Here is a 25808-nt window from a genome sequence, read left to right as displayed (position 1 = left end):
GTTCTGGGCGGGCTGCACGACAGGGCCGCCCATCGCGCGCCGCCCTGACGCGGGCCGCGCGCTGCTACTGCTGGCCGGTCAGGCGAAACACCCGGATCGTCTCGCGCAGCGCGCCCGACTGGTTGCCCAGTTGCAGCACGGCGCCGCCCAGTTCCTGCACCAGGGCCGTGTTCTGCACCGTCATTACATCCATCTGCGACACTGCGGTGTCCACCTGCTCGATGCCGCTGGACTGCTCCTGCGAGGCCTGCGAGATCTCGCCGATGATGTCGGTCACGCGGTGCACGGCGGCCACGATCTCTTCCATGGTGGCGCCGGCCTGTTCGGCCTGGGCCGAGCCTTCGGTGACGCGGTCGACCGAATCCTCGATCAGGCCCTTGATCTCCTTGGCCGCTTGCGCGCTCTTTTGCGCCAGGCTGCGCACTTCGCCCGCCACCACCGCAAAGCCCTTGCCGGACTCGCCGGCTCGGGCCGCTTCCACGGCCGCGTTCAGCGCCAGGATGTTGGTCTGGAAGGCGATGCCCTCGATGATGCTGACGATGTCGACGATCTTGCGCGAGCTGTCGGAAATGCCGTGCATGGTGTTGACCACCTGCCCCACCGCCACGCCGCCCCGCCGCGCCACGTCCATGCTGCTGGCGGCCAACTGGTTGGCCTGGCGGGCATTGTCCGCGTTCTGGCGCACGGTCGACGTCAGTTGCTCCATGCTGGCCGCGGTCTGCTGCAGCGATGCCGCCTGGCCTTCGGTGCGGCCGGCCAGTTCCTGGTTGCCACGGGCGATATGCACGGCCGCCTGGGTGGTGCCTTCGATGCCGCGGTACACGTCCTGGGCAATGCCGACCAGGCTCTTGCGCATGACTTCCAACGAGAACTTCAGGCTGCCGATCTCGTCGTCGGAATCCGCGACGATCTGCGTAGTCAGGTTGCCCGCAGCCACCTGGCGGGCCATGTTGGCCGCATCCACCAGGGGATCCAGCAGCGAACGCGACAGGCTCCAGCCCAACGCGAAGATCCCGGCCACGCCCAGCGCGATCAAGCCGCAGGCCAGGCCGACGCCGGTCGCGTCCAGTGTGTCCCAGTTGGCGCGCAGGCCGTAGGCGCCCGCCGCCACCACGATGCCCGAGGACAGCAGCGCATGGCGGAACATGCGGCTGCGCACGCTGCGCTTGAAGGGAAAGGCCAGCAGGTCCAGGCTGCGGCGCCAGCCCGCCCGCACCGGGCGGCCGCGCACGATACGCACGCCGCGGGCACGGCCTTCGCGGATGCGGGCATACAGTTCCTCGGCCATTTCGATCTGGTCTTCGCTGGGGCGCACGCGCACCGACGAATACGCCACGACCTCGCCGTTCTCGACGATGGGCGTGGCGTTGGCCAGCACCCAGTAGTAGCCCCCATCCTTGCGGCGGTTCTTGACCAGGCCCAGCCACGACTCGCCGGCCTCCAGTGTCTGCCACAGGTCTTCATAGGCCTCGGGCGGCATGTCCGGATGGCGCACGATGTTGTGGGCCTTGCCGATCAATTCTTCGCGGGTGAATCCGCTGACCTCGACAAAAGCCGGATTCGCGTAAACGATGCGGCCCTTGGTATCGGTGCGCGAGATCAGGTACTGATCCTCACGCAGCTTGGTTTCCACATTGTTGACTGGAAGGTTCACGCGCACAGCTTGTCTCCGGTTACACCACATATAAGCCACAACCTGTTCACCGGCCAGGTTTCAGGCGTTATTGTCATTAACGTCAATATTTTCGAAAACTTAACGGCCAATAGCTTTCGCCCCGGCGGCCGCGATCGGGCGCCGGGGCGAATGGGGACCGGTCAGCGGCCCTGCCGGGCCGCCGCGGATCAATCCTGCGTCAGCGTGGGCGCCTGATAGCCGCCCAGTTGCTGCGCCGGCACTTCGATCACTTCGCCGGCATTGATCTTGAAGACGGCCACGGCTTCGGACAGGCGATGTGCCTGTTCCTGCAACGAGCCGGCCGCGGCTGCGGCTTCTTCCACCAGCGCCGCGTTCTGCTGCGTCACTTCGTCCATCTGCGAGACCGCGCGGTTCACCTGGTCGATGCCGCTGGATTGCTCTTCCGATGCCGCCGAGATCTCGCCCATGATGTCGGTCACGCGCTTCACGGACGACACGATTTCCTGCATCGTGGCCCCGGCGCGCTCCACCTGCTGCGAACCGGCGCCGACCTTGCTGACCGAGTCCTCGATCAAGCCCTTGATTTCCTTGGCCGCCTGCGCGCTGCGCTGGGCCAGCGAGCGCACTTCGCCCGCCACCACCGCAAAGCCCTTGCCCTGCTCGCCGGCACGCGCGGCTTCCACCGCCGCGTTCAGCGCCAGGATGTTGGTCTGGAAGGCGATGCCATCGATGACCGACACGATTTCCGAGATCTTGCGCGAGCTGGCCGAAATGCCTTGCATCGTGTTGACCACTTCGGCCACGGCGGAGCCGCCGCGCTCGGCCACGTCCGACGCGCTGGCCGCCAGTTGATTGGCCTGGCGCGCGTTGTCGGCGTTCTGCTTCACGGTCGAGGCCAGTTCTTCCATCGACGCGGCCGTCTCCTCCAGCGAGGCGGCCTGCTCTTCCGTACGGCTGGACAGGTCGGTGTTGCCGGCGGAGATTTCGCGCGAACCCACCGTGATCTCGTCCACGCCACGACGCACCGTGGCCACGGTGCGGGTCAGGCTTTCCTGCATGCGCTTGAGCGCGGCAAACAGCTGGCCGATTTCGTTGTGCGAACGCACCTCGACGCGGCTGGTCAGGTCGCCCGCGGCGATCTTGTCGAAATGCTGGCCGGCTTCCACCAGCGGGCGCACCACCAGGCGGCCGAACAGCACGCGGCAGAACACCATCAGCACCAGCGCCAACGCGACGGCGACGCCCACCGCGACCATGGCGCGGTTGAAGTTGGCTTCGGCCTGGTCGATGGTGGCCTGCTGCTGGTCGGAAATGTATTTGCCGAATTCGCTGATGGCCTCGATGAAGGCGGCGCTGCGCGGCGTGCCGTATTCATTGTTGACCATGTAGAACGTGGAATAGTCCTCGCTGCGCAGAGCCTCGACCATGGTGTCCACGCCATCATCGATGTACGAGCGATAGCGGCGCACCAGGTTCATGGACAGCTGGCGACCGGTGTCGTCCTGCAGCATGTTCTTCTGGAAGTCGGCGAAGCGGCTGCGCACGCCGGTCAGCAGATCGGTGGCGCCTTTGAGGGCTGCCGCAGCATCGCGGGCCGAGTTCTCGCCGCTGCCCCAGCCGGATTCCTGCAGGTGCCGGGCCGCGACCATCAGGCTGACGCGGGCGCGCAGCATATCGCTGTTGATCACTTCCACTTGCTTGGCGCGTTCGGTCAGCGCATTGACCTCGCGGATGGATTCGTAGTTGTGCTGCAGGAAGAACGCGGCCAGGCCGCCCACCGCCGCGATCAGCACGGCAAAGAACGCCATGACCCACAACAGCATCGTGCCGACGCGGGCATCGCGCAGCCTGAGTTTGCGTTTCACCTTGGGCGCGCGCGCGGCCTTTTTCTTACCGACCTTGCCGGACTTCGCACCGGATTCGAGACTCGCTTCCATATTCTTTCCCCATCCCTCAGGAACTGCTCTGACCAAATGAAAAACCACCCCGGCGCGGCGTCCTTGCCGGACGGACACGCATCAGGGCGACGTACACCCCGGCTGTCAGCCAGGGCGCTCTGCGCGGAAAACCAGGTGTCTTACGACCCCTTGCGCGTCGGCTCGGGCGGCGCAGCCGGCACCGGGATGACGATGGTTTCCACCTGGGGAGCCGGCGCGGGCTGCTGCGCCCATTCCTGACGGGTATCAGGCACGGGTGCGGGGCCCAGCAATTTCTGGCGTTCCCAGGGTTCCAGCAGAATATTGGTGCTGTCGACAAGGCGCATCAGCCGGCCATCGGGGCCGAACTGCAACAGCGCTTCTTTGCGGCTGTACAGGCCGTCGGGGACAAACGTGATCTTGAAGGACCAGAGGGCGAGGAAGGTGCCGTCGGTCTGCTTGTAGAACTTGTCGGGCGGTGCGGTGAGCGCCCGCGAGGCCTCTTCCAGCGTCGTCTGCCCCGGCGTCAGGGTCGACAGCTTGCCGGGGTCGAAGTTGTGCCCGGTCGCGGAACAACCCGCGATCAGCGCCGCAATCGCCGCGGCAGCCAGAAGATGTAGATAGCCTCGCATACCTGCCCATTTACCGGCCGAAACCGGCCTCAAAAGGATTCCCAATCATCGTCCGCCGGCGGCTGGCGACGCGTGGCCGCAGCCGACGGCTTGGCCTCGTTCGCAGCCGCGGCCGGCCGCGGCGCCGGACGCCGCAGCGGCCGCGCGGCGCTGGCCGCTTCCGCCGCTGCCGGCTTGGCGCGCGCAGGCGCGCTGTGTGCCAGGCGCACGGCGGGCGCGGCCCGGCGGGCGGGCGGCGGCGTGGCCGCGCTCTTTTCCTGCGGCGCGGGCTCGGCGGGTTCTGCCGCCGGGGCCGCCACGCGCGGCGCGCTGCGCGGCTGGGCCAATTGACGCGCCGGCACGTCGATGACGGCGCCCGCGTTGATCTTGAACACCGCCACCGCTTCAACCAGCCGCTCGGCCTGTTCCTGCAGCGAGCCCGCCGCGGCCGCCGCCTCTTCCACCAGTGCCGCGTTCTGCTGCGTCACTTCGTCCATCTGCGAGACCGCGCGGTTCACCTGGTCGATACCGCTGGATTGTTCTTCCGATGCCGCCGAGATCTCGCCCATGATGTCGGTCACGCGCTTCACCGACGCCACGATTTCCTGCATCGTGGCCCCGGCGCGCTCCACCTGCTGCGAACCGGCGCCGACCTTGCTGACCGAATCCTCGATCAGGCCCTTGATTTCCTTGGCCGCCTGCGCGCTGCGCTGGGCCAGCGAGCGCACTTCGCCCGCCACCACCGCAAAGCCCTTGCCCTGCTCGCCGGCACGCGCGGCTTCCACCGCCGCGTTCAGCGCCAGGATGTTGGTCTGGAACGCAATGCCATCGATGACCGAGACGATTTCCGAGATCTTGCGCGAGCTGGCCGAAATGCCTTGCATCGTGTTGACCACTTCGGCCACGGCGGAACCGCCGCGCTCGGCCACGTCCGACGCGCTGGCCGCCAGCTGATTGGCCTGGCGCGCGTTGTCGGCGTTCTGCTTCACAGTCGAGGCCAGTTCTTCCATCGACGCGGCCGTCTCCTCCAGCGAGGCGGCCTGCTCTTCCGTACGGCTGGACAGGTCGGTGTTGCCGGCGGAGATTTCGCGCGAACCGACGTTGATCTCGTCCACGCCGCGGCGCACGGCCGACACGGTGCGGGTCAGGCTTTCCTGCATGCGCTTGACGGCGGCCATCAGCACACCGATCTCATTGGTGGAATTGACTTCCACACGCGTGGTCAGGTCGCCGCCGGCGATGCGATCAAAGCTGTCGCTCACCTGGCGCAGCGGCCGCAGCACCACCCGGTTCATGAACAGGAAGGCGCCCAGCGACACCAGCAGGATCACCACCGCCAGGGCGATGTAGACATACGTCATCACCGTCGCCTGCGCACGCGACGCCGCCACCTGCTCTTCGCTGTAGGTGGTGATGGTGGCCGCGAACTCGTTCAGTTGCTTGGAAAATGCCCCGCTGGCGGCTGCCGTCCTGGTGTTCTTCAGGCTCAGGTATTCAGCATTGTCGCCCCGGTCCAGTGCGGCCAGCATGGCCTGCAGGCCGTCGGCAAAGCCATTGAACGAGGACAGCAATTGCCCTTCGGCGGTGCGACCGATCTCGGTAATCTTCGGAATGGCCTTGAAGCTCTCCAGCTTCTTTCTGGCATCGGTCATCAGTTGCTGCACGGTACGGGTGTTTTCCGCCGCACCGGCCTTGTCGCCCGCCGCGCGTTGCGCCGCGGCGAGGTCGGCGCGGATGGTCGCGCGCAGCATCTGCACATAGGCGTCCTTGATCAGATTGCTCTGCTGCACGCTCAGGCTGTCCAAGGCGTTGATCGCCTCGGCGTTGGACCGCATGTTGCTCCAGCCCAGCGCAATGGCAACCAGCGCGGCCACGGCCACAGCCAATTGGGCAAGCATCAAGCCCGTGCGCACCTTCAGATTGCTAAACATGTTCCGATAGTTCCGGTGGTCGTCCGGGCGGCGCTTCACGAGCCGCCCCAACGTAAAAGGGTGTGTTCTCTGCTACCTGTTCAAGACACCGACAGCCTTGCCGTCAGAAGGACTCCCAGTCATCGTCCGCGGGCGGCGCACGGCGGGACGCCGCGGGCGAAGGCTTGATCGGCTTGGCATCGGTGGCGTCGGTGGTCTTGACGACCGGGCGGCGCAGCGGACGGGCGGCGGTGGCGCCGCTATTGGCCGTCGGCTTGGCGCGGGCCGGCTGCGCCAGGCGCGGCGCGGTCGCGGCGGCAGGCTTGACAGGCGCCGGCGCGGGCTCGGCCGCCGGCTTCGCAGCCGCTTCGGGCGCGGGCTGGGGCACGGCTTCCGGCGTCGAGGCCGCGGCCACGCGCGGCGGGGTGCCGCGCGCCGGGGCCGCCAAGGGGCGAGCCGGCACGTCGATGACCGCACCGGCGTTGATCTTGAACACGGCCACGGCTTCGGCCAGGCGCTGGGCCTGTTCCTGCAACGAGCCGGCCGCGGCTGCGGCTTCTTCCACCAGCGCCGCGTTCTGCTGCGTCACTTCGTCCATCTGCGAGACCGCGCGGTTCACCTGGTCGATGCCGCTGGATTGCTCTTCCGATGCCGCCGAGATCTCGCCCATGATGTCGGTCACGCGCTTCACGGACGACACGATTTCCTGCATCGTGGCCCCGGCGCGCTCCACCTGCTGCGAACCGGCGCCGACCTTGCTGACCGAGTCCTCGATCAAGCCCTTGATTTCCTTGGCCGCCTGCGCGCTGCGCTGGGCCAGCGAGCGCACTTCGCCCGCCACCACCGCAAAGCCCTTGCCCTGCTCGCCGGCACGCGCGGCTTCCACCGCCGCGTTCAGCGCCAGGATGTTGGTCTGGAACGCAATGCCATCGATGACCGAGACGATTTCCGAGATCTTGCGCGAGCTGGCCGAAATGCCTTGCATCGTGTTGACCACTTCGGCCACGGCGGAACCGCCGCGCTCGGCCACGTCCGATGCACTGGCCGCCAGTTGATTGGCCTGGCGCGCGTTGTCGGCGTTCTGCTTCACGGTCGAGGCCAACTGCTCCATCGACGCCGCGGTTTCTTCCAGCGAGGCCGCCTGCTGCTCGGTGCGGCTGGACAGGTCGGTATTGCCGGCGGAGATTTCGCGCGAACCGACGTTGATCTCATCCACGCCGCGGCGCACCGAAGCCACGGTGCGGGTCAGGCTTTCCTGCATGCGCTTGATCGCCGCGAACAGCTGGCCGATCTCGTTGGTGCTGCGCACCTCGATCCGGCCCGTGAAGTCGCCGCCCGAAATCTTTTCGAAATGGTCGCTGGCCTCGTGCAGCGGGCGCAGCACCGTACGACTGATGAAAATCCAGCATCCGGCCGCCAACAACAATGCAATCGCCAACAAGGCAATCGTGACCATGCGCGAAATGTTGTGGTCGACCTCGGCCTGCGCCGCCAGTTCATCGGTGCGCTTGTCGATGAAACCCAGGTAGGCATCAACCGCTTCGCGGAATTTGGTGTTGACGCTGCTGGCCGAGTCGTTCAGGTTCAGGTAGTCCTGGATGGCCATGCCGGCCAGCGCGGCCGACTGGCGCTTGAGCACGCTTTCGTATTCCTTGAGCGCGGCATCCACGGCCTGCAGCAACGGCTCGGTGCCGGGCAGTTGCGGCGTCTTGCGGAAGGCATCCATCATCTTGAACGCATCCTGCATCAGGCCATCCGAGCGCTGGGCCTGCTGGGTGGCCTGCTCGGTCTTGCCCTGCTGCATGTCCATCAGCGACGTCGACAGCAGCAGGCGGGCGCGCAGGAACACGGTGTAGGCCCGGTTCAGGGGCACTGCCTGGTCCGAATACGCGCGGTTGATCTGTTCCAGCTTGTCATTGCTGGAATTCAACCCCAACCACGCCACGCCGTTGGAGACGAACATGGCGCCCGTGAAGAGCAACAGCACCAGAACTATGCAGGTGCGAACTTTCAAATTGACAAGCATGAAATATCCGAGCGTTATGCAGCGTGAAACGACAAATTTCCTACCCTGCACGCACACACGGACGCTCCGATTTGGCACCGGAAGCGTCCGTAAGGGCGCAACTTGCCGCGCCTTCCGGGCGCGGCCTATGGACTCACCGCATTACTTGCGGCTGAACAGGCTGGAGCCCTGGATGGTCATGAACGCGGCCGATGCGGCCTGCAGCGCCACCTGGCGCAGCGCCAGCTGGCTGGCGCCCGAGTAGTAATCCAGGTCTTCCAGGTCCGACAAGGACTTGGAATACGACAAGCCCTTCTGGACACCCGTGCCGTCCAGCGCTTCCAGTTCATTCATGCGGGCGCCGACCGAAGCCGCGACCGTCTGCACGTTGTCGTAGGTGTTGGACAGCTTCTTGTTGGCCGTGGCCAGTTCATTGGTCAGCTTGGCCAGGGCCACGGCGTCGCCGGCAATCGGCGAATCCAGCGTCTTGATCAGGCTGTCCAGCGTGTTGAACATGTCGACGTTGGCGGACTGCATGCTCTCGACGTCGATCACGTCGCCGTTCTGCGGCGTGCCCTTGACCGTCACTGCCACGCCGCCGAAATCGATCGACGAATCCGGCTTGTAGGGGGTCGGCACAGCCGGCGGCGCCGGGTTGATGACGGGCGGCACTGGCGGATTGGCGTTGGGCGAGGTCGTGATGACCCGATAGCCCATGTTGCCCGTCGCGGGGTCCGATTCAAATTGCAGGCTGAAATTCTTGCCGATGTTGGGGCTGCCCGGCGTCACCGACACCGTGCTGAACTGCGCGGTGCCCTTGTTGGCCGACGCGGCGGTGCTGACATAAGCCTGCGAGCCCGGATTGGCGCGATTGAAGATATCGCTGCCGAGGTCGCTGGTCGACATCTGGCGCGACTGGTCGACCTGCACGGTGCGCTCTCCGGTGGCGCCGCTGTAGACGATCTTGCCGTTGGCGTCCTGGGCGTACGGAATCACGCCGCCCTGGTAGCCGGAGAACAGGTATTGACCATTGCCGTCGGTGCTGTTGGCCAGACCCAGCAGTGCGTCGCGGGCGCTCTTGAGGGCCGTGGACAGGGCCTGGCGATCGCTGTCGGCGAAGGTGCCGTTACCGGCCTGCACGACGCGGGTACGCACGTCGGCCAGCGCCGTCGTGATCGAATCCAGGATGTTGTTTTCCTGGCCCAGATTGGTCTTGGCCGTACCGCGGTTCAGCGAGTACGTCGAGTTCATGCTCTGCGTCTGTGCGACGTTGATCGCCAGCGACGCCGACAGCGGGTCGTCGGCGGGGGTCAGGAACTTCTTGCCGCTGCCCACCTGCTCGACCAGGCGGTTCATGTCGGATTCCTGAGAAAGAACGCCCTTCAGGCCGTTCGAATACATCATGGAGGTGCTCAGGCGCATGGGGAAGCTCCGAATTTATCTTTATTGGTCACGATTCAACGGCCCGATCAGCCGCGCAAACCCAGCAGCGTGTCGAACAACGTGCTTGCTACGTCGATGATGCGAGCGCTTGCCTGGTATTGCTCCTGGTAGAGCGACAGGCTTACGTATTCTTCATTCAGGTTCACGCCCGACACGGCTTGCTGCGCTTCCAGCTTCTGCGTGATGAGGTTGGCCTGGGCGGTGGCCGCCGACTTGATCTGCTGCGTCTGCACGCCGACAGTGTTGACCACCTGCGAGAACATCTCGTTGATGCTCATCGTGCCGTGGCCCAGCACCTTGGCCGTCTGCAGCTGCGCCAGCTTCAGGGCGTTCTTGCCGTTGGCGTCGCCGCCGGTGGCGTCGGCCGCGGCGATTTTGTTCGGATCGGTGATCAGCACGTTGATATCGCGGGCAGCGTCGCGGGTAGGCGACAGCGACCACTTGTCGCCAGCCTGGGGGGGTGCATCGATCGTCAGGGTGACGCCCATTTCGGCGTCCAGGTTCAGGGTCGCGGTCGGCGGGGTGCCGTTGGCCGGGCCGTTGTACACCTGGGTGCCTTCCGGCAGGCGCGTCACCATGTAGTTGGTGCCGTCAAACGCGATCTCGTAGTCTTTGGCGTTGATGTTGTTCACGTTGGTGAACGTGCCGCTGATCTGCGCACCGCTCTTGTTATTGGCGTTCGGCACGCCCTGGGGCTTGCCGACGCTGAAGAAGTCGGTGCCGGGGTTGCCGGCGGTGTCCAGGCCCTGCTTGTGCTGGTCGTTGAACGACAACGCCAGGCCTACGGCCATCTGGCCCAGCTGCGCCTGCATCACGTCCAGCGAGGTCGCGCGGAACTGCAACAGACCACCCAGCTTGCCGCCGGTGACCTCCGCATCGTTCAATTCCACCGACACGGTCTTGCCGCCCGAACCGGCCGGCAGCGTGTAGGCGATGACGGTGCGGCTCACGTCCTTGGACGAAGACACCGCTTGCAGCGGGTAGATGGTCTGGCCCGACAGCAGCGCCTGCCCGCCCGAGGCGAGCGAAATGTTGATCTTGTCGCCCTGCTCGTAGGTGGTCACGCCGATCAGCTGGTTCAGCTCCGACACGGCCTGGTCGCGCTGGTCCATCAGGTCGTTGGGCGGATTGCCGCCGGCCTTGGCGCGAGCGGTCGAAATCTGGGTGTTCAGGTCGTCGATGCGGGTCAGGTAGCTGTTGACCTGGTCCACCGTCGTGGAGATCTGCGTGTTCAGGCCCAGGCGCTGGTTCTGCATTTCCTGGTAGGCCGAACGGATCTGGGTGGCCATGCTGTTGGCCTTGCCCAGCAAGTCCTGGCGGGCCGCGGGGTCGGCCGGCTTGCTGGCCACGGTGTTCATGCTGGTGAAGAAATTGGACAGGCCCGGGGCAATGCCCACGGTGCGGTCGGCGAACAGGTTGTTGACCTGCGAGACCTGGTCGAACTGGGCCTGCAACTGGGCACCGCTGCCTTGCGCGCCGACCAGCTGCTTGTACAGGAAGCTGTCGTAGCTGCGCACAACGGTGTCCACCTGCACGCCGCGGCCGATGTAGCCGTTGCTGGTGGCCTGGGCGCCGGCGGTCGAGATCATGACGCGCTGACGGTTGTAACCGACCGTGGTGGCATTGTTGATATTGTGGCTGGTGGTGGCCAGGCCTGCCTGGGACGCGTTCAGCCCGCCCAATGCCAATTTATACAGATTCATGCTGACAATGCCCCGTATGTAACCGCAACTGATATGTCTGGATACCTGCTTAACGGCAGCAGATGGTCCAAATTTAGAGTCCTTCCAACATCTGGCGCGAAATATCGACCTTGGCGGCGGCGCCTCGCAGTTGGCCCATGACACCGATCAATTTCTGTGCGTACTGCGGGTCGGTGGCATAGCCGGCGGCCTGGATGCGGCGCGCGGCCTCGATCTCGTTGCGCGCCTGGGTCACGCTTTCGTAGCGCGGGCTGTTACCGATCAGGCGGGCATAGTCCGCAAAGGATTCTTCGTACGACGCGTAGGCCCGGAAGGGTTGCGTCACCTTTTTCGCGACACCGTCTTCATATTCGGTGGTCAGCACATTGACGACCTTGCCCTTCCAGCTGGCGCCGGCCTTGATGCCGAACAGGTTGTAGCTGGTGCTGCCGTCCGGATGCTTGATCTCGCGCTGGCCCCAACCGGACTCCAGCGCGGCCTGGCCCATGATGAGGCGGGCCGGCACGCCGCTTTGCTGCGAGGCCAGGTTGGCCGCGCGCGACATCTTCGAGACGAAGTTGATGACGTGTTCGGGCGCGCCCTCGGCCGCGGCCAGGGCCCGGTCGCTGGCGCGGTTGTTGCGCATCACGTCCATCAGCGCGGACACCTCGCGCGAGCTGCCGGTACGGAAATCGAAATCGGCGCCCTGCCCCAGGTTCTTGACCGCGTCGGCGGACAGGTCGCCCGGCTTACCCTGCTGCATCTGCGCCAGGATCGACTTCGACAGGCCGATGCCCGGCGTGGCCAGGTGCAGCGCCAGTTGCTCGTCAGCCATGGATTGCAGCATCTGCGTCTGCTGCGAGTCGAACAGGCCCTCTTTGGGCGTGGCCTCGCGCATGCGCTTGAGCATCATCTGCAGGAACAGGGCCTCGAACTGCTTGGCGACCTGCTTTTGCTGGTCGGTGCCGGGGCCGTCGGGGTCGCGGGTCACATCGCGCTTCAGGTCCGACAGGCGCCCCATGTCGAACACGGAGTCCTGGCGGCTGCCCACGCGCGCGGCGTCGTTGGTGTAGGCCATGGCGGTCAGATGATCTCGAGTTCGGCGCGCAGCGCCCCGGCGCTCTTCATGGCCTGCAGAATGGCCAGCAGGTCTTGCGGCGTGGCGCCCAGGGCGTTCAGGCCCTTGACCACGTCAGCCAGGTTGGCGCTGGTGGTCACGCGTTGCAGCGAACCGTTGTCCTGGCGCACTTCGATCTGGGTGTTCGGCACCACCACCGTCTGCCCTTCCGTGAAGGGCGTGTCCGGTTGCGACACCTGGTTCTGGCGGTTGATGATGACCGACAGGTTGCCGTGGGCCACGGCGGCCTCTTCGATCATGACCGTGCGGTTCATGACGACCGAACCGGTGCGGGCGTTGATGATGACCTTGGCCACCGTCGGCGCGCGCGTCACCTGCAGGTCTTCGATCTGGGACAGGAAGCGGGCCTGCGAGGCCTGTTCCATCGGGCTGCGCACCTGCACCACGCGACCGTCCAGCGCCGTGGCCGTGCCCTGGCCAAACTTGCGGTTCAGCGCCGCCACCACGTTCTGGGCGGTGCCGAAGTCGGTGTTGTTCATTTCCAGGTAGATGTAGCCGTCACGGGCGAAGGTGGTCGGCACGCCGCGCTCGACGATGGCACCCGCGCTGATGCGGCCGCCGTTGAGCTGGTTGATCTGCACGCTGGAACCGCCGGCCGACGCGCCCGCGCCGCCGACCAGGATGTTGCCCTGGGCGATGGCGTAGACCTGGCTGTCGGCGCCCTTGAGCGGCGTCATCAGCAAGGTGCCGCCGCGCAGGCTCTTGGCGTTACCCATGGACGACACCACCACATCCAGCGTCTGGCCGGGCCGGGCAAACGCCGGCAAGGTGGTGGTGACCATCACGGCCGCCACGTTCTTCAACTGCATATTGCTGCCGGCGGGCACGGTGATGCCCAGCTGCGACAGCATGTTGGTCAGGCTCTGCTGCGTGAACGGCGTCTGGCGCACCTGGTCGCCGCTGCCGTCCAACCCCACCACCAGGCCATAGCCGATCAGCTGGTTGCCGCGCACACCCTGGATCGACGCCAGGTCCTTGAGCCGCTCGGCGTGCGCCGCCGAAGCGCCGGCCAACAGGCCGGCCGCCACGCACAGGCGGGCCAGCAGGGACAGCACGGCGGAAATCGGAGTGGGTTGTTTCATGGTCAGAACGGCGAAGCGATCAGGAAGAAGCGTTGCAGCCAGCCCATGGTCTGGACTTCGTCCATGACGCCCTTGCTGCGATATTCGATGCGGGCATCGGCCACCTGGGTGGACGACACGGTGTTCGTTCCGGTGATCGAACGCGGGTCGACCACGCCCGAGAAGCGCACGTACTCGCTGCCCCGGTTGATGGCGATCTGCTTTTCGCCGGCCACTTGCAGGTTGCCGTTGGACATCACGCCCACCACGGTGGTGGTGATGGTGCCGGTGAACGCATTGTTGGCCGTGCTGTCGCCCTTGCCCTGGGATACGTTGCCGCCCTTGGCATCCAGGTTCAGGTTGGCGTTGGCCCAGCTGTCCATGAAGGACGGCGCGGCGGCGATGCCCAGGCTGGCGTTGCCGCTGCGGTTGGTGTTGGTGGCCACGTTCTTGGAGGCATTCGTCTTCTCGTTGAGCACGATGGTGACGATATCGCCGACGTTGCGCGGCCGGCGATCCTCGAACAACGGATAGTTGCCGTACGTCGTGGGCTGGTAGATCGAGCCCGTGGGCTGCGCCATGGGCATCGGCGGCGGCGGCGGCGCCGCCGTCGTCGGCCCGGTCACGATGGGTTCGGGCGGAATCATGGCACAACCGGCCACCAGCAAAGCCAGGGCCGCACTCGAAACCAGGCGCAGGACAGACATGGGCATCACAGTTGGGTCAGGCGGGCCAGCATTTCGTCCGAGGTCTTGACGGCCTTGCTGTTCATTTCGTAGGCGCGCTGGGTGGTGATCATGTTGACCAGCTCTTCAGCGACGTTCACGTTGGACGTTTCCACGTAGTTCTGCATGAACGTGCCGGCGCCGTCCACGCCGGGCTGCAGCAGGTTGGCCGGGCCCGAGGCGTCGGTTTCCAGGTACAGGTTCTCGCCCACGCTTTGCAGGCCGGTCGGGTTGATGAACGTGGCGATCTGCAATTGGCCTATCTGCACGTTCACGCCGGCAGCGCCCGGCTGGGTCACCGACACGATGCCGTCCTTGCCGATCGAGATCGACAAGGCGTTGTCCGGCACGTTCATCGGCGGCTGGATCACGTAGCCGCTGACCGTGGTCAGCTGGCCGTTCTGGTCGCGTTGCAGCGCGCCGTCGCGGGTGTAGGCCTGGGTGCCGTCAGGCAGTTCCACTTGCAGGAAGCCGCGGCCGTTGATCGCCACGTCCAGTTCGCCGCCGGTGTTGTTCAGGCCGCCGGTGGTGTGGATGCGTTCGGTCGCGGCCACGCGCGCGCCCGTGCCCAGCTGCAGGCCCGAGGGCAGCTGCGTGGCATCGCCCACCTGGGCACCCGGCTGGCGCAGGGTCTGGTACATCAGGTCCTGGAACACGGCACGGCCGCGCTTGAAGCCGTTGGTCGAGACGTTGGCCAGGTTGTTGGAAATGACGTCCATCGAGGTCTGTTGACCTTCCAGGCCCGTCTTGGCAATCCACAGTGAACGCATCATGGTGTAGTACTCCTGCTGCGGCGGCCGGGCCGCCCGCGAAAATTTTTATGGGGATCAGCTGACCGACAGGATGCCGTTGGCGCGCTCGGCGTTGCGATCCGCCTGCTGCACCACCTGCATCTGCTGCTCGAAGCGGCGGGCGTTTTCGATCATGCCCACCATCGCCGCCATGGGGTTGGTGTTGCTGCCTTCCAGCACGCCGGACAGCACCCGCAGGCTGGGGTCGGCAGGCACCGGTGGCGCCGGCTGGCCATTGACCGGCGCCAGGCGGAACACGCCGTCGTCGCCATGCACCAGTTGCGCTTCCGGCGGATTGACCAGCTTGATGCGCCCCAGGTTCAGGATGTTGTTGGGCGCGTCGCCCGCACCGATGGCGGTAATCGTGCCGTCGGAGGTGATCGTCAGCGAGGCCTGGTCGGGCACGTCGATGATGCCGTTCTGGTCGGACATCACCGGTTGGCCCAGGGACGTCTGCAACAGGCCGTTCACACCCACCTGCAGGCTGCCGGCGCGGGTATAGGCCTCGCCCTGCGGGGTCTGCACGGCGATCCAGCCGTTCGAGCTGGCCAGGGCCACGTCCAGGTCGCGGCCCGTGGTCTGCATGTTGCCCATTTCGAAGTTGTTGCGGGGCGTGGACGCCACCGTCGAGACACGCGTCGGCAGGCTCACGCCGTCGTTCACCGGAACCGACCGGTACAGCGCGATCTGCTCGCGAAAGCCCGGCGTGTTCACGTTGGCCATGTTGTTGGAGAGCGCGGCCTGGTGCTCCGTGATCCGCGCTGCGCCATTCATGGCGGTGTAGATGATTCGATCCATTGCCTATTCCGTCGGTGTCGTCGCTTGCCCGTCAGCCATTACTTCAGGTTCATCAGGACTTGCATGATTTCGTCCTGGGTCTTGATGGTCTGCGAGTTGGCCTGGTAGGTGCGCTGGGCGATGATCATGTTGACCAGCTCCTTGCTCATGTCCACGTTCGAGGCTTCGGTCGCCTGGCCCACCACCTTGGACAGGCCGTTGCTGCCCGGCTGGCCCAGGATCGGCTGGCCTGAGGTCGAGGTTTCCTTCCAGGCGTTGTTGCCCACCGGCTGCAGGCCTTGCAGGTTGGCGAAGTCGGCCAGCACGATGGTGCCCACCACGGACGTTTCGCCGTTGGTGTAGTCGGCCACCAGGCTGCCGTCGGCGCCGATGTTGATGCCGCGGAATTCACCCGAGGTGTAGCCGTCCGGCACGGCCTTGAGCGCGTAGGCGCTGCCGTACTGGGTCGTGCCGGTGTAGTTCACGGCGATTGCCAGCGGATCGGCGGGCGTGGTGCCGCCGCCCGGGGTCGCGAACGACAGGTTCACCGTGGTGGCGCTGGTCATCACGCCGGCCTTGTTGAACGTGAACTTGGTCGGGTTGCCCCACACGCCGGCCGCCTGGGTGGTCGGCGCCATGGCCTGGCCGTCCATCGTGTAATAGACGTCGTAGGTGCTGTTGCCCGCGGCGTCGGCCGCGCGCTTGACGAAGTACTGCATCACCTGGTGCGAGTTGCCCAGCGAGTCAAAGACCGTCATGGGCGACGCATTGGTGTAGCTGCTGGTGACCTTGGGGTCGAACGGCTTGCCGACTTCGGTCACGGCGGCCGTATAGTTCTTGTAGCCCGGCACCTGGGCCAGGTCGCCCGTGGTGACGGCGCCGGCGGCGTCGATGGTGACCAGGTTGGGCGCGGCGCCATAGGTGCCGGCCGGCGGCTGGTTCACCCACACGATATTGCCCACGGGGTCGCGGGTGAAGTCGTACTGCGTGGCGGGCGACGGCGGCGTGGTGCCGGTCATCGTCACCGAGCCGTTCACGGCCGGCGAGGTCACGGTGTTGGTTTCGTAGATGACCTTGGCGTTGGCGTCCAGGTTGGCCACGGTGGTCGCGGTGGTGGTCGCCTTGGGCGCCACGTTGGCGGTGGGCAGCTGCAGCTCGACCGGGTTGGCGCCGATCGCGCCGGCGGGGTAGCCGGTCAGGCGGTAGCCCTGGGCATTGACGATGAAGTTGTTCTTGTCGACCAGGAATTCGCCGTTGCGGGTGTACATCACGGCGCCGCTCTGGTCAGTGACGCGGAACATGCCCTTGGCGCCGTCGATGGCGATGTCGTATTCGCCGCCGCCACCGTTCACGGTGCCCACGGTGAAGCGCTGGGTGATGGCCGACACCTTGGTGCCCAGGCCCACCCGCGAACTGGCGTACACGTCGGCGAACGACGCGGTCGACGACTTGAAGCCGACGGTGCCCGAGTTGGCGATGTTGTTGCCGATGACGTCCAGGTTCTGCGCTGCGGCATTCAAGCCGCTCAATCCTTGTCCGAAGCCCATGTTTTCTCTCGCTAATCTCTAATGTGGAAACCGCCGCCGTGGCGCCGGCTGATAATCAAACCGGCCCGCCTCAGGCGCCGATCACCTTGCGCACGTCCAGCATGCTGGTCTGGCCGTCCAGGCCCAGATCCAGACGCAGGCCGTTGGTGGAGTACGCCACGCTCTTGACCTGGCCGAACTTCAGCATTTCCGCAGAAACCTTCTTGCCGTCGGCATCCGACGCCGACACGGACACGGTGTACGCGCCCGCGTCCAGCGCCACGCCGCCGTCGTTCTTGCCGTCCCAATCCAGCGTGTACACGCCGGCGCCCTTCTGGCCCAGTTCCATCGTGCGCACCACCGCGCCGTTGGAATCCGAAATGCGCACCTGCACCTTGGTCGCATCGCCCTGCAGGTCGATACCGTACGGCGTCACCACGCGCTCGGTCGGATGCTCGGCGTTCACGCCCACCTTGACGGTCGAACCCGGGATCAGCACGCCCTTGCCGATCATGGCAACGGCGTTCATGGACTGCGACACGTCGATCTGGCCGCTGATGGCCAGCATGGTGTTCTTCAGGTTGTTGATGCCTTCCACCGTGGAGATCTGCGCCAGCTGCGACGTCAGTTCGGCGTTCTGCATCGGGTTCAGCGGATCCTGGTTCTTCAGCTGCGTCACCAGCAGCTTCAGGAACTGGTCCTGCAGCCCTTGCGCGGTGGACGAGCCGTTGGCGCCCGATTGCGCCAGGCCCAGGCCGGTCTTGCTCGTGGATTGATCGACGGTGGTCATGAATTCACTTTGTCTGGATTATTCCGCGCGGGCGGCGCGGCGCGCGGAATGTGGGAATCAGGACTGACCGATGGTCAGCGTCTTCTGCATCAGGCTCTTGGCGGTGTTCAGCACTTCGACGTTGGCCTGGTAGGAACGCGACGCCGCGATCATGTTGACCGTTTCGGCCACCGGATCGACGTTGGGCATGCTGACGTAACCCTGGGCATCAGCCAGCGGATGCTTGGGGTCGTAGACCTGCTTCAGGGGCGACTGATCCTGCACCACGCCGGCCACGCGCACCCCGCCGATCTCCTGGCCCAGCGCCTGGCCGGCCGGAGGATTGACCTGGAACACCACTTGGCGGGCGCGGTACGGCTGACCGTCGGGGCCCACCACGCTGTCGGCGTTGGCCATGTTGCTGGCCGCCACGTTCATGCGCTGCGATTGCGCGCTAAGCGCCGAACCGGCGATATCGAAAATGCTCAACAAGGACATTGCCTGCGGCTCCCTATGAAAATCAATCCTGGATGGCGGCCATCATGGTCCGGATACGGCCCGACAGCAGCTGCATGGTGCTTTGGTAGTGCAAGGTGTTGTCGGCGAACTGGACGCGCTCGATGTCCATGTCCACCGTGTTGCCGTCCATGCTGGGCTGGTACGGCAGGCGGTACAGCAGGTCCGTCGGACCCTGCGACACGGCCTTGGCGGGGATGTGGCGCGCCGACGTCAGCGTGAGCGACGTGTCCGGCAGACGCTTGGTGCCTTCCATGGCGTTCTGCATCGCCGCCTTGAAATCGAAGTCACGCGCCTTGTAGTTGGGCGTGTCGGCGTTGGCGATGTTCGAGGACAGCACTTCCTGGCGCTGCGCGCGCAGTCCCAGGGACTGCTGGTAGAAGCGGAAATCTTCGTTAAGCCTGTCTAGCATCGGATCGCCTTCAATACGGATGAAACCCGGGACAGCGGACGCACCGTTATCCCATTGGATGACGGCATCATAGGGGTCGCGGCCGGAACACAATCAGCCAAATAACCCGTCATTTCTCATCCAATTCACGTATTGCCAAGTGACGCGGGCTTCTACAATTCAGTCATCATGAAATTCCCCGCAAGCCTTCGCGCGCGCGCCGCCTGCCTGGCCGCCCTGATCCTGGCCCCCACCGCCGCGGCCCAGGCGCAAGAGGCCGTCCAGGCGCCGGAGGCCATCGTCATTGCCGCGCAGACCTATCTGCTGGAACAGCTGGCGGGCCTGTCCGGCCAGCCGTCGGTCGCCATCGACCCGCCCAGGGTCGAGCGGCTGGCGCCCTGCGATGCCTTGTCCCCATTTATGCCCGCAGGCATGAAGCCGCGCTCGCGCATGACCGTGGGCGTGCGCTGCAATGCGCCCAAGTCCTGGACCACCTATGTGCAGGCCACGGTCAGCGTGCCGGGCTATTACTACGTGGCCTCGCGCATGATCGCGGCCGGCCAGGCCCTGACGCCAGCCGACCTGTCGCCGCGCGACGGCGACCTGGTCGCCCTGCCCCCGGGCGTCATCACCAACCCGGATACCGTGGTGGGCATGACGGCGGCCTATCGCATCAATGCCGGCCAGCCGGTCAAGGGCGCCGCGCTGCGCAACGCCCAGTCGGTCACGCGGGGGTCGAACGTGCGCATCAACGCCCGCGGCAACGGCTTCGTGGTCAGCAGCGAAGGCCAGGCCCTGGACAACGCGGCGCCGGGCGCCACCGTCCAGGTGCGTACCGCCAGCGGGCAAGTCGTGACCGGCGTCGTGCGCAACGCCGGGCTGGTCGAAATACAACTTTAGGCTATGTTACATATCGCGCGGCGGCGAGGGCTCGTCTACCCTAAAGTTCCTTCCGACCCTGTCGTTACAGAGACATAAGTAGGCGGATCCGTCGCAAACCGACCCAGGACGCCCTGCGGAGAAAACCTTGAAAATCAATTCGACCCCCAACCGGCCCATCTCGGCGGACGCCATCAGCCCCCGCGCCGAGTCCTCGGTCGCCCAGGCCTATGGCGCCGGCGGCGGTAGCAGCGCCAGCAGCTCGCAGGTCGCGCTGAGCTCGGCATCGCGCAAAATGCTCGCCTTGCAGGACGGCTCGAACGACATCAATGTCGAACGCGTCGCTGCCATCCGCGCAGCCATCGCCTCGGGCCAGCTCAAGATCGATACCAGCCGCATCGCTGACGGCCTGATCGCCAGCGCCCGTGACCTGTTGAAGTAGGCCTGCTCGCAGGCCTGTCGCCCCGTCCGTTTCATCTTCCGACCCGCATGACCATGAGCCCTGTCGATTCCCTGCAAGCCTGCCTCAAGCAGGAAGACGTCCTGATCACCGAGTTCTCCGCCATCCTGGAAGAAGAAACCAAGGTGCTGGTCGGACCGGGCAACGTCGACGCGCTGCATGACGTCACCGAACGCAAGGGCAACGTGGCCCAGCAACTGGTCGACCTGAGCCACGCCCGCGACGGCCTGCTGGCCGAACTTGGCCTGCCCGCCGGACACGCCGGTACCGAACAGGCTGCCGTACTGCACCCGCAACTGTCGGGCGTGTGGCAGGCGCTGCTCAGCAAGTCCGCGTCGGCCAACGAGATCAACATGCGCAATGGCGCGCTGATCGACGTGCACATGCGCTACAACCAGCAATCGCTGGACGCCCTGCGCAACCTGGGCGGCATGGGCGTCACGTCCACCTACGACGCGCAAGGCCGCGGCGCCCGCAGCGCCCCGGGCCGCAAGCCCATCGTCGCCGGCTGACCGTCAGCCCGCCCAAAGAAAACAGCCCGCATCAGCGGGCTGTTATGTTTTAGCCTTCAGCCATTTCCAGCAGGGCAAACATTTTCAGCAGTGCTACCGGCAACAGACGTCCCGACAGCTTGCGGTCGGCGCTGACCACGCCCGACAGCGTCGAGCGGGCCGAATCGGCCGCCGGCGCATGCGCCAGTTGCCAGCACGCCGCGCCCAGCTGGCCGGCCATCAACGATTGGCGCGCCAGGGTGTGGGCGCCATCGACAGCGGGCAGCGCCTGCCAGGCGTTGGCCATGTAGCGGAAACCGGCGCGGGCTTCTTCCTGCAAGACCAGCCAGCGCGCCACGGTGGCGGCATCGGCCTGGCTGGCCGTCAGGTTGGTCAGGCCGAACAACTGGCCGGCGACCTCGCCGCTGGCCGTGTCGATCAGGCGGGCGCAGACCAGCCGCAGGCGCGTGTCGTCGCCCCGACCCGGCAAGCCGATCTCGGTACCCGACGCCCACAGCGCCAGCGGCGCCGGCCGCGTACCCGGCACGGCGCGCAGGCCCGGCATGTCGCCCGGCTGGCCCACCGGCAGGTAGCCGACGCTCTTGCCCACTGCATTCAGGTTGGTCGGGCAATCATCCTGGATCACGCGCAGGCCGCCCGGGTTGCGCGCCACCCACGACACGCCCTGCCCGCTCAGGCTCTGCCACAAGGCAGACGTGCCGGCTTCCAGCATGTGTACCACCGGCAGGCGCTCGAGCTGGCCGCCCAGCCAACCGATGCGGGCTTCCAGCGCCAGCGCCGTGTCCGGCTGGGCCGCGCTGGCGGGGTCGAACGAGGACAGCATGCCGTGCGGCAACACCAATTGCTGGGCGGGCGCGGCCATCGCGGCGCCGCGGTCGCTCATCAGAACGGAACTGAGCAGCGTGCCGCCCGGCAGGCCATCGCCCTTCATGCTGGTCTTGCCATGCATGGCCAGGAGGTGGCGGCCGCAGGCGCTGGAGAATTCGCGCCGCACCATCGCCAGGGGCGACTCACCCAGCGCGGCCAGGCTGGAGCCCGCGCCGTCGCTGACATATTCACGCCACGACGCGCGCGCCTGCACGCAGGCCGGATCGCTGTCGAGCCAGCCGATGGCGTCGTCCAGGTTCTGCGCGGCGTCGATCGCGGCCGCGCCGCCTTGTGGCCGCAGGATGGCCGAGGCCAGCAATTGACGCCGGCGGGCCGGATCGACCGCTGCGCTGTCGCGCGGCGCCGCGGACCACAGCGACGCCAGATCCGCCTCGCTGGGGGTATACAGGGCACGAGCCCGCTCGACCATGGCGAAGGCGCGGTCGATCAGCGCGTCGGCGCGCGCCAGTTCCAGGTGTTCAGGCACCTTCTGGCCGACCGAGGAATAGTGAATCGGCAGCCGGTGGCGGATCGCCGTATCCAGCGCCGCACCCAGGCGCGAGGCCTCGTCGAGCTTGGTGATGATGCAGCCGGCCACGTCCTCGCCCACGCCGTTGCGATAGGCATGCGCCACTTCGTCCAGGGTGTCGCCCTGGCTGGCGGCGTTCAGCACCAGCAGCCGGCGCACCGGTTTGCCGGCGTTGCACAGCATGGCGGCCTGCTCGGCCACGTGGCGGTCGCGCTGGCTGATGCCGGTGGTGTCGATCAGCACGATCTTGCGGTTGCCCAGTTCGGCCAGGATGCGGCGCAGCTCGCCGGCATCGCGCACTGAGTGCGCCGGCACGCCCATCAGGCGGCCGTAGATCTGCAACTGTTCCAGTGCGCCGATCCGGAAATTGTCAGTGGTCAGCATGGCCACCTGCTCGCGGCCTTCGCGCGCCACGCAGCGCGCCGCCAGCTTGGCCAGGGTGGTCGTCTTGCCCACGCCGGTCGGGCCGACCAGCGCGTACACGCCGCCGCCCAGGAATTCGTCTTCCGATCCCAGCACCGGCAGGTGGGTAACCAGTTCATTGCGGGCCCATGCCAGCGCGGCCTCGGCAGACATGCCTTCCGGCATGCGCTCGACCAGCGCGCGCACGAGCTTGGTGCTGAAGCCCGCGTCCAGCAGGCTGCGGAACAAGGCAGCGCCGGCCGGTTCGCGGCCCGGGCCCTGGCGGCCGCCCCACAACAGGCCGTCCATGCGGCTTTCCAGCGCGCCGCGCAAGGCGCTGATCGCGTCCTGCAGGCCGGCCGCGGCATCGCCCGGCAAGGCTGCGGGCGGCACGACCGGTCCGTTGCGCAGCGGCGCGTCGGGCATGCGGGACATGGGCGATTGGGGCGCCATCGGTTGCGGCAAGGTCGGTTGGGGCGAGGCCGGCGGCAACACGGCCGGCTGCGGCGCCGGCACGGCGGGCATGCGGGCGACGGGTGGCTGGGCCGCATCCGGCTGGGGCGCCTCAGGCAGACGCGCCATCGGCGGCCGGAGTGCAGCCGGCTGCTCGCGCGCAAGCGGCGGCAAGGCGGGCATTTCCATGCGCACCGGCGCGACGGGCGCGGCCACGGCAGCGGCAGGAGGCGCCGACGGTGCGACCGATTCCTGCTGTTCATCCTGCTCCGGCAACGCCGACGAGGCGTAGGCAGACTGATACGCGGCGATGGAGCGGGCCGGCGCAGCATAGCCGGGCTGCGGCACGGCGGCCGGCGCGGCATAGGCAGGCTGCGGCGGGACATAGGCAGGCTGCGGCGCGACATAGGCCGGCTGCGGCGCGGCGGCAGGCGCAGCGTAGGCAGGCTGAGGTGCGCCATAGCCAGGCTGCGGCGCGGCGTAGGCCGGCACAGGCGCGGTCTCCTGCGGCGCCGGCTGACGCGGCGATTCCTGCGGCACGTCGTCAAACGCGCCTTCCACCGTGGCCAGCACCTCGATGCCGCCATCGACGCTGCGATTCGACACGATCAGCGCGTCCGGGCCCAGCACCTGGCGCACCTGACGCATCACATCCCGGCTGTTCGCCCCAAAGAAGCGGCTTATCTTCATTGACCATTACCCCCGCCGATCAGCGCGGTCACGCGGACCATGCGCTCATCCGGAATTTCCGTATTCGACAACACACCCAACTGCGGCAAATGGTGGCGCAGGAAGCGCGACAGCGGTGCGCGCAGCACCGGCGACACCAGCAGCACCGGCGCATTGCCCTGCGATTCCTGGCGTTCGACCGCGGCCTGCGTCTCGCGCAGCAGCGTATCGGCCAGGCCGGGCTCCAGCCCGCCGCTGGTGGTCAGCGCCTGCGACAGCACGCGCTCGAGCTTGACGTCCAGGCCGATCACGCGCAGCTCGCCTTCGCCCGGGAACCATTGCTGGGTGATGGCGCGGCCCAGCGCGCGGCGCGTCAGCGCGATCAGTTCGTTGATGTCCGGCTGCCCGCCCGCCCCGGCCGCCAGCGCCGCCAGGCGCGGACCGTGTTCGGACAGGGTGTCGATGATCGTGCGCATGTCGCGGATGGGCACTTCCTCGGCCAGCAGGCCCTGCAGCACCTTCTGCAGCGCGGTCAGCGACAGGGTCTTGGGCACCAGGTCCTCGACCAGCTTGGGCGCGTCGCGGCCGATGCGGTCCAGCAGCTGCTGCACTTCCTGGCGGCCCAGGAGGTTCGAGCCGTGGCGGTGCATCAGGTGGTTCAAATGGGTGGCCACCACGGTGCCCGCGTCCACCACCGTGTAGCCGACCACCTGGGCCTGGTCGCGCAGGCTGCCGTCGATCCACAGCGCCGGCAGGCCGAAGGCCGGATCGGTGGTGGGGGTGCCCTTGATCTGCATCGTCACGCCGCCCGGGTCGATGGCCAGCCACTGGCCCGGCATGGCCACGCCGTGGCCGATTTCGACGCCGGACAACAGGATGCGATAGTCGTTGGGCTTGAGTTCGAGGTTGTCGCGGATGTGCACCACTGGCGGCAGGAAACCCACGTCCTGGGCGAATTTCTTGCGCAGGCTGCGGATGCGGTGCAGCAGCTCGCCGTTCTGGGCGTGGTCCACCAGCGGAATCAGCCGGTAGCCCACTTCCAGGCCCAGCTGGTCCACCATCGACACGTCGTCCCAGCTGGCTTCGGCCGCCGCGGCCTGCGCCTGCGTCACGGCCTGCTGCGGCACGTCCCGGGCGGCCACCTCGGCCGCCTTGCGCCGCTTCTGCAGCGCCCAGCCGCCCCAGGCCAGGCCGGCGGCCAGGGTCAGGAAGGCGATGTGCGGCATGTTGGGAATCAGGCCCATGATGCCGATGATGCCGGCCGTCAGGAACAGCACGGCGGGGTTCGAAAACAGCTGGCTGATGATCTGCTGGCCGATGTCCTGGTCGGTCGACACGCGCGACACGACCACGCCCGCGGCGGTGGAGATCACCAGCGCAGGGATCTGGGCGACCAGGCCGTCACCGATGGTCAGCAGCGTGTAGACGCGGGCCGAATCGCTCATCGACATGTCGTGCTGGGCCACGCCCACGATCAGGCCGCCGATGATGTTGATGGCCATGATCAGCAGGCCGGCGATGGCGTCGCCGCGCACGAACTTGCTGGCGCCGTCCATCGAGCCGAAGAAGTCGGATTCCTGCGAGACCTCGGCGCGGCGCCGGCGTGCCTCGTCCTCGCCGATCAGGCCGGCGTTCAGGTCGGCGTCGATGGCCATCTGCTTGCCGGGCATGGCGTCCAGGGTGAAGCGCGCGCCGACTTCGGCGATACGGCCCGCACCCTTGGTGATGACGATGAAGTTGATGATCGTCAGGATGATGAAGACGATGATACCGACAGCGAAGTTGCCGCCCACCAGGAAGTGGCCGAAGGCCTCGATCACCTTGCCGGCGGCGTCCGGCCCGGTATGGCCGTGCAGCAGCACCACGCGGGTCGACGCCACGTTCAGCGACAGGCGCAGCAGCGTGGCGAACAGCAGCACGGCCGGAAAGGCGGCGAAGTCCAGCGGCTTGCGGGTGAACATGGCCACCAGCAGGATCATCACCGACAAGGCGATGTTGAAGGTGAACAGCAGGTCCAGCAGGAAGGTGGGCAGGGGCAGCACCATCATGCCCAGCACCATCACGATCAGGACGGGGCCGGCCAGAAGGCGCGCGTGCGTGCCTCCGCTGCTTTTCAACATGGTGAGCAAAGCGCTCATTC

The 25808-nt window shown here is 66.7% G+C and carries 21 protein-coding genes; 3 read left to right on the top strand and 18 right to left on the bottom strand.

Going from position 1 to position 25808, the window contains the following annotated elements; genetic code table 11:
• Nucleotides 1-64: 64 nt before the first annotated feature.
• From ACUDP5_RS11675 to flgB, 16 genes are all read right to left on the bottom strand, one after another.
• The gene (locus tag ACUDP5_RS11675; protein ID WP_263912440.1) at nt 65-1660 is read right to left on the bottom strand and encodes a methyl-accepting chemotaxis protein; all 1596 of its coding nucleotides are present in this window, start codon (nt 1658-1660) and stop codon (nt 65-67) included.
• Between the two features lie 182 nt (nt 1661-1842).
• Nucleotides 1843-3573: a methyl-accepting chemotaxis protein gene (locus tag ACUDP5_RS11670; RefSeq protein ID WP_445658818.1), complete on the bottom strand. Its 1731-nt coding sequence runs from the start codon at nt 3571-3573 to the stop codon at nt 1843-1845.
• A 140-nt stretch (nt 3574-3713) separates the two neighbouring features.
• Nucleotides 3714-4184 carry a hypothetical protein gene (locus ACUDP5_RS11665; protein WP_445658817.1) on the bottom strand — a complete coding sequence of 157 codons (471 nt, stop codon included), beginning with the start codon at nt 4182-4184 and terminating at the stop codon, nt 3714-3716.
• A gap of 29 nt (nt 4185-4213) precedes the next feature.
• Nucleotides 4214-6094 carry a methyl-accepting chemotaxis protein gene (locus ACUDP5_RS11660; RefSeq protein ID WP_445658816.1) on the bottom strand — a complete coding sequence of 627 codons (1881 nt, stop codon included), beginning with the start codon at nt 6092-6094 and terminating at the stop codon, nt 4214-4216.
• Nucleotides 6095-6197: 103 nt separating this feature from the next.
• A complete protein-coding gene (locus ACUDP5_RS11655) occupies nt 6198-8099 on the bottom strand; it encodes a methyl-accepting chemotaxis protein (protein WP_263912027.1) in 1902 nt (633 codons plus the stop codon).
• A gap of 141 nt (nt 8100-8240) precedes the next feature.
• Nucleotides 8241-9500 (bottom strand): flagellar hook-associated protein FlgL, encoded by a 1260-nt coding sequence (gene flgL / locus ACUDP5_RS11650; protein ID WP_263912026.1) that lies wholly within the window; start codon nt 9498-9500, stop codon nt 8241-8243.
• Nucleotides 9501-9547: 47 nt separating this feature from the next.
• Complete coding sequence (gene flgK / locus ACUDP5_RS11645) at nt 9548-11224, bottom strand: flagellar hook-associated protein FlgK (RefSeq protein WP_263912025.1); 1677 nt, start codon at nt 11222-11224, stop codon at nt 9548-9550.
• A 73-nt stretch (nt 11225-11297) separates the two neighbouring features.
• On the bottom strand, nt 11298-12281 hold the full coding sequence (flgJ, locus tag ACUDP5_RS11640) for a flagellar assembly peptidoglycan hydrolase FlgJ (RefSeq protein WP_263912023.1): 984 nt from the start codon (nt 12279-12281) through the stop codon (nt 11298-11300).
• 5 nt (nt 12282-12286) lie between these two features.
• Nucleotides 12287-13423, bottom strand: a complete 1137-nt coding sequence (locus tag ACUDP5_RS11635; RefSeq protein WP_263912022.1) for a flagellar basal body P-ring protein FlgI — start codon at nt 13421-13423, stop codon at nt 12287-12289.
• A 2-nt stretch (nt 13424-13425) separates the two neighbouring features.
• Nucleotides 13426-14115 (bottom strand): flagellar basal body L-ring protein FlgH, encoded by a 690-nt coding sequence (locus ACUDP5_RS11630; protein WP_263912021.1) that lies wholly within the window; start codon nt 14113-14115, stop codon nt 13426-13428.
• Nucleotides 14115-14900 (bottom strand): flagellar basal-body rod protein FlgG, encoded by a 786-nt coding sequence (gene flgG, locus ACUDP5_RS11625; RefSeq protein ID WP_020927340.1) that lies wholly within the window; start codon nt 14898-14900, stop codon nt 14115-14117. Before flgG ends, ACUDP5_RS11630 begins: the two co-directional genes overlap by 1 nt.
• Nucleotides 14901-14954: 54 nt before the next feature.
• Nucleotides 14955-15716, bottom strand: coding sequence for a flagellar basal body rod protein FlgF (locus ACUDP5_RS11620; RefSeq protein WP_263912020.1), 762 nt, complete (start codon nt 15714-15716; stop codon nt 14955-14957).
• A 38-nt stretch (nt 15717-15754) separates the two neighbouring features.
• Nucleotides 15755-17242, bottom strand: coding sequence for a flagellar hook-basal body complex protein (locus ACUDP5_RS11615; RefSeq protein ID WP_263912018.1), 1488 nt, complete (start codon nt 17240-17242; stop codon nt 15755-15757).
• A gap of 70 nt (nt 17243-17312) precedes the next feature.
• Nucleotides 17313-18011 (bottom strand): flagellar hook capping FlgD N-terminal domain-containing protein, encoded by a 699-nt coding sequence (locus tag ACUDP5_RS11610; RefSeq protein ID WP_263912017.1) that lies wholly within the window; start codon nt 18009-18011, stop codon nt 17313-17315.
• A 57-nt stretch (nt 18012-18068) separates the two neighbouring features.
• Nucleotides 18069-18488, bottom strand: a complete 420-nt coding sequence (flgC, locus tag ACUDP5_RS11605; protein WP_263912015.1) for a flagellar basal body rod protein FlgC — start codon at nt 18486-18488, stop codon at nt 18069-18071.
• A 22-nt stretch (nt 18489-18510) separates the two neighbouring features.
• Nucleotides 18511-18918, bottom strand: coding sequence for a flagellar basal body rod protein FlgB (gene flgB, locus ACUDP5_RS11600; protein ID WP_263912014.1), 408 nt, complete (start codon nt 18916-18918; stop codon nt 18511-18513).
• Between the two features lie 168 nt (nt 18919-19086).
• Between flgB and flgA the strand changes: the two genes are divergently transcribed.
• The 3 genes from flgA to ACUDP5_RS11585 all read left to right on the top strand — a co-directional run bounded on the left by flgA (nt 19087) and on the right by ACUDP5_RS11585 (nt 20748).
• Nucleotides 19087-19797 carry a flagellar basal body P-ring formation chaperone FlgA gene (gene flgA, locus ACUDP5_RS11595; RefSeq protein WP_445658815.1) on the top strand — a complete coding sequence of 237 codons (711 nt, stop codon included), beginning with the start codon at nt 19087-19089 and terminating at the stop codon, nt 19795-19797.
• A 127-nt stretch (nt 19798-19924) separates the two neighbouring features.
• Nucleotides 19925-20218, top strand: coding sequence for a flagellar biosynthesis anti-sigma factor FlgM (flgM, locus tag ACUDP5_RS11590; protein WP_263912012.1), 294 nt, complete (start codon nt 19925-19927; stop codon nt 20216-20218).
• Between the two features lie 53 nt (nt 20219-20271).
• Complete coding sequence (locus tag ACUDP5_RS11585; RefSeq protein ID WP_263912011.1) at nt 20272-20748, top strand: flagellar protein FlgN; 477 nt, start codon at nt 20272-20274, stop codon at nt 20746-20748.
• Nucleotides 20749-20797: 49 nt separating this feature from the next.
• Here ACUDP5_RS11585 and flhF read toward each other — a convergent pair whose 3' ends face one another.
• Entirely contained in the window at nt 20798-23689 is a 2892-nt protein-coding gene (gene flhF, locus ACUDP5_RS11580; RefSeq protein WP_445658814.1) for a flagellar biosynthesis protein FlhF, read from the bottom strand.
• Nucleotides 23686-25806 carry a flagellar biosynthesis protein FlhA gene (gene flhA, locus ACUDP5_RS11575; RefSeq protein ID WP_263912009.1) on the bottom strand — a complete coding sequence of 707 codons (2121 nt, stop codon included), beginning with the start codon at nt 25804-25806 and terminating at the stop codon, nt 23686-23688. Before flhA ends, flhF begins: the two co-directional genes overlap by 4 nt.
• Nucleotides 25807-25808 lie beyond the last annotated feature (2 nt).

Source organism: Achromobacter sp. NCFB-sbj8-Ac1-l (assembly GCF_052695805.1).
This window is presented reverse-complemented; position numbering and strand designations above follow the sequence as displayed.

What these genes read in the sequence shown, in the direction of transcription:
- flgK (WP_263912025.1), bottom strand. Translation starts at nt 11,224, where the DNA reads ATGAATCTGTATAAATTGGCATTGGGCGGGCTGAACGCGTCCCAGGCA.
- ACUDP5_RS11635 (WP_263912022.1), bottom strand. Translation starts at nt 13,423, where the DNA reads ATGAAACAACCCACTCCGATTTCCGCCGTGCTGTCCCTGCTGGCCCGC.
- flgJ (WP_263912023.1), bottom strand. Translation starts at nt 12,281, where the DNA reads ATGGCCTACACCAACGACGCCGCGCGCGTGGGCAGCCGCCAGGACTCC.
- ACUDP5_RS11615 (WP_263912018.1), bottom strand. Translation starts at nt 17,242, where the DNA reads ATGGGCTTCGGACAAGGATTGAGCGGCTTGAATGCCGCAGCGCAGAAC.
- ACUDP5_RS11660 (WP_445658816.1), bottom strand. Translation starts at nt 6,094, where the DNA reads ATGTTTAGCAATCTGAAGGTGCGCACGGGCTTGATGCTTGCCCAATTG.
- ACUDP5_RS11610 (WP_263912017.1), bottom strand. Translation starts at nt 18,011, where the DNA reads ATGACCACCGTCGATCAATCCACGAGCAAGACCGGCCTGGGCCTGGCG.
- ACUDP5_RS11630 (WP_263912021.1), bottom strand. Translation starts at nt 14,115, where the DNA reads ATGCCCATGTCTGTCCTGCGCCTGGTTTCGAGTGCGGCCCTGGCTTTG.
- flhF (WP_445658814.1), bottom strand. Translation starts at nt 23,689, where the DNA reads ATGAAGATAAGCCGCTTCTTTGGGGCGAACAGCCGGGATGTGATGCGT.
- flgA (WP_445658815.1), top strand. Translation starts at nt 19,087, where the DNA reads ATGAAATTCCCCGCAAGCCTTCGCGCGCGCGCCGCCTGCCTGGCCGCC.
- flgG (WP_020927340.1), bottom strand. Translation starts at nt 14,900, where the DNA reads ATGATGCGTTCACTGTGGATTGCCAAGACGGGCCTGGAAGGTCAACAG.
- ACUDP5_RS11670 (WP_445658818.1), bottom strand. Translation starts at nt 3,573, where the DNA reads ATGGAAGCGAGTCTCGAATCCGGTGCGAAGTCCGGCAAGGTCGGTAAG.
- flgB (WP_263912014.1), bottom strand. Translation starts at nt 18,918, where the DNA reads ATGCTAGACAGGCTTAACGAAGATTTCCGCTTCTACCAGCAGTCCCTG.
- flgC (WP_263912015.1), bottom strand. Translation starts at nt 18,488, where the DNA reads ATGTCCTTGTTGAGCATTTTCGATATCGCCGGTTCGGCGCTTAGCGCG.
- ACUDP5_RS11655 (WP_263912027.1), bottom strand. Translation starts at nt 8,099, where the DNA reads ATGCTTGTCAATTTGAAAGTTCGCACCTGCATAGTTCTGGTGCTGTTG.
- ACUDP5_RS11665 (WP_445658817.1), bottom strand. Translation starts at nt 4,184, where the DNA reads ATGCGAGGCTATCTACATCTTCTGGCTGCCGCGGCGATTGCGGCGCTG.
- flhA (WP_263912009.1), bottom strand. Translation starts at nt 25,806, where the DNA reads ATGAGCGCTTTGCTCACCATGTTGAAAAGCAGCGGAGGCACGCACGCG.
- ACUDP5_RS11620 (WP_263912020.1), bottom strand. Translation starts at nt 15,716, where the DNA reads ATGGATCGAATCATCTACACCGCCATGAATGGCGCAGCGCGGATCACG.
- ACUDP5_RS11585 (WP_263912011.1), top strand. Translation starts at nt 20,272, where the DNA reads ATGAGCCCTGTCGATTCCCTGCAAGCCTGCCTCAAGCAGGAAGACGTC.
- flgL (WP_263912026.1), bottom strand. Translation starts at nt 9,500, where the DNA reads ATGCGCCTGAGCACCTCCATGATGTATTCGAACGGCCTGAAGGGCGTT.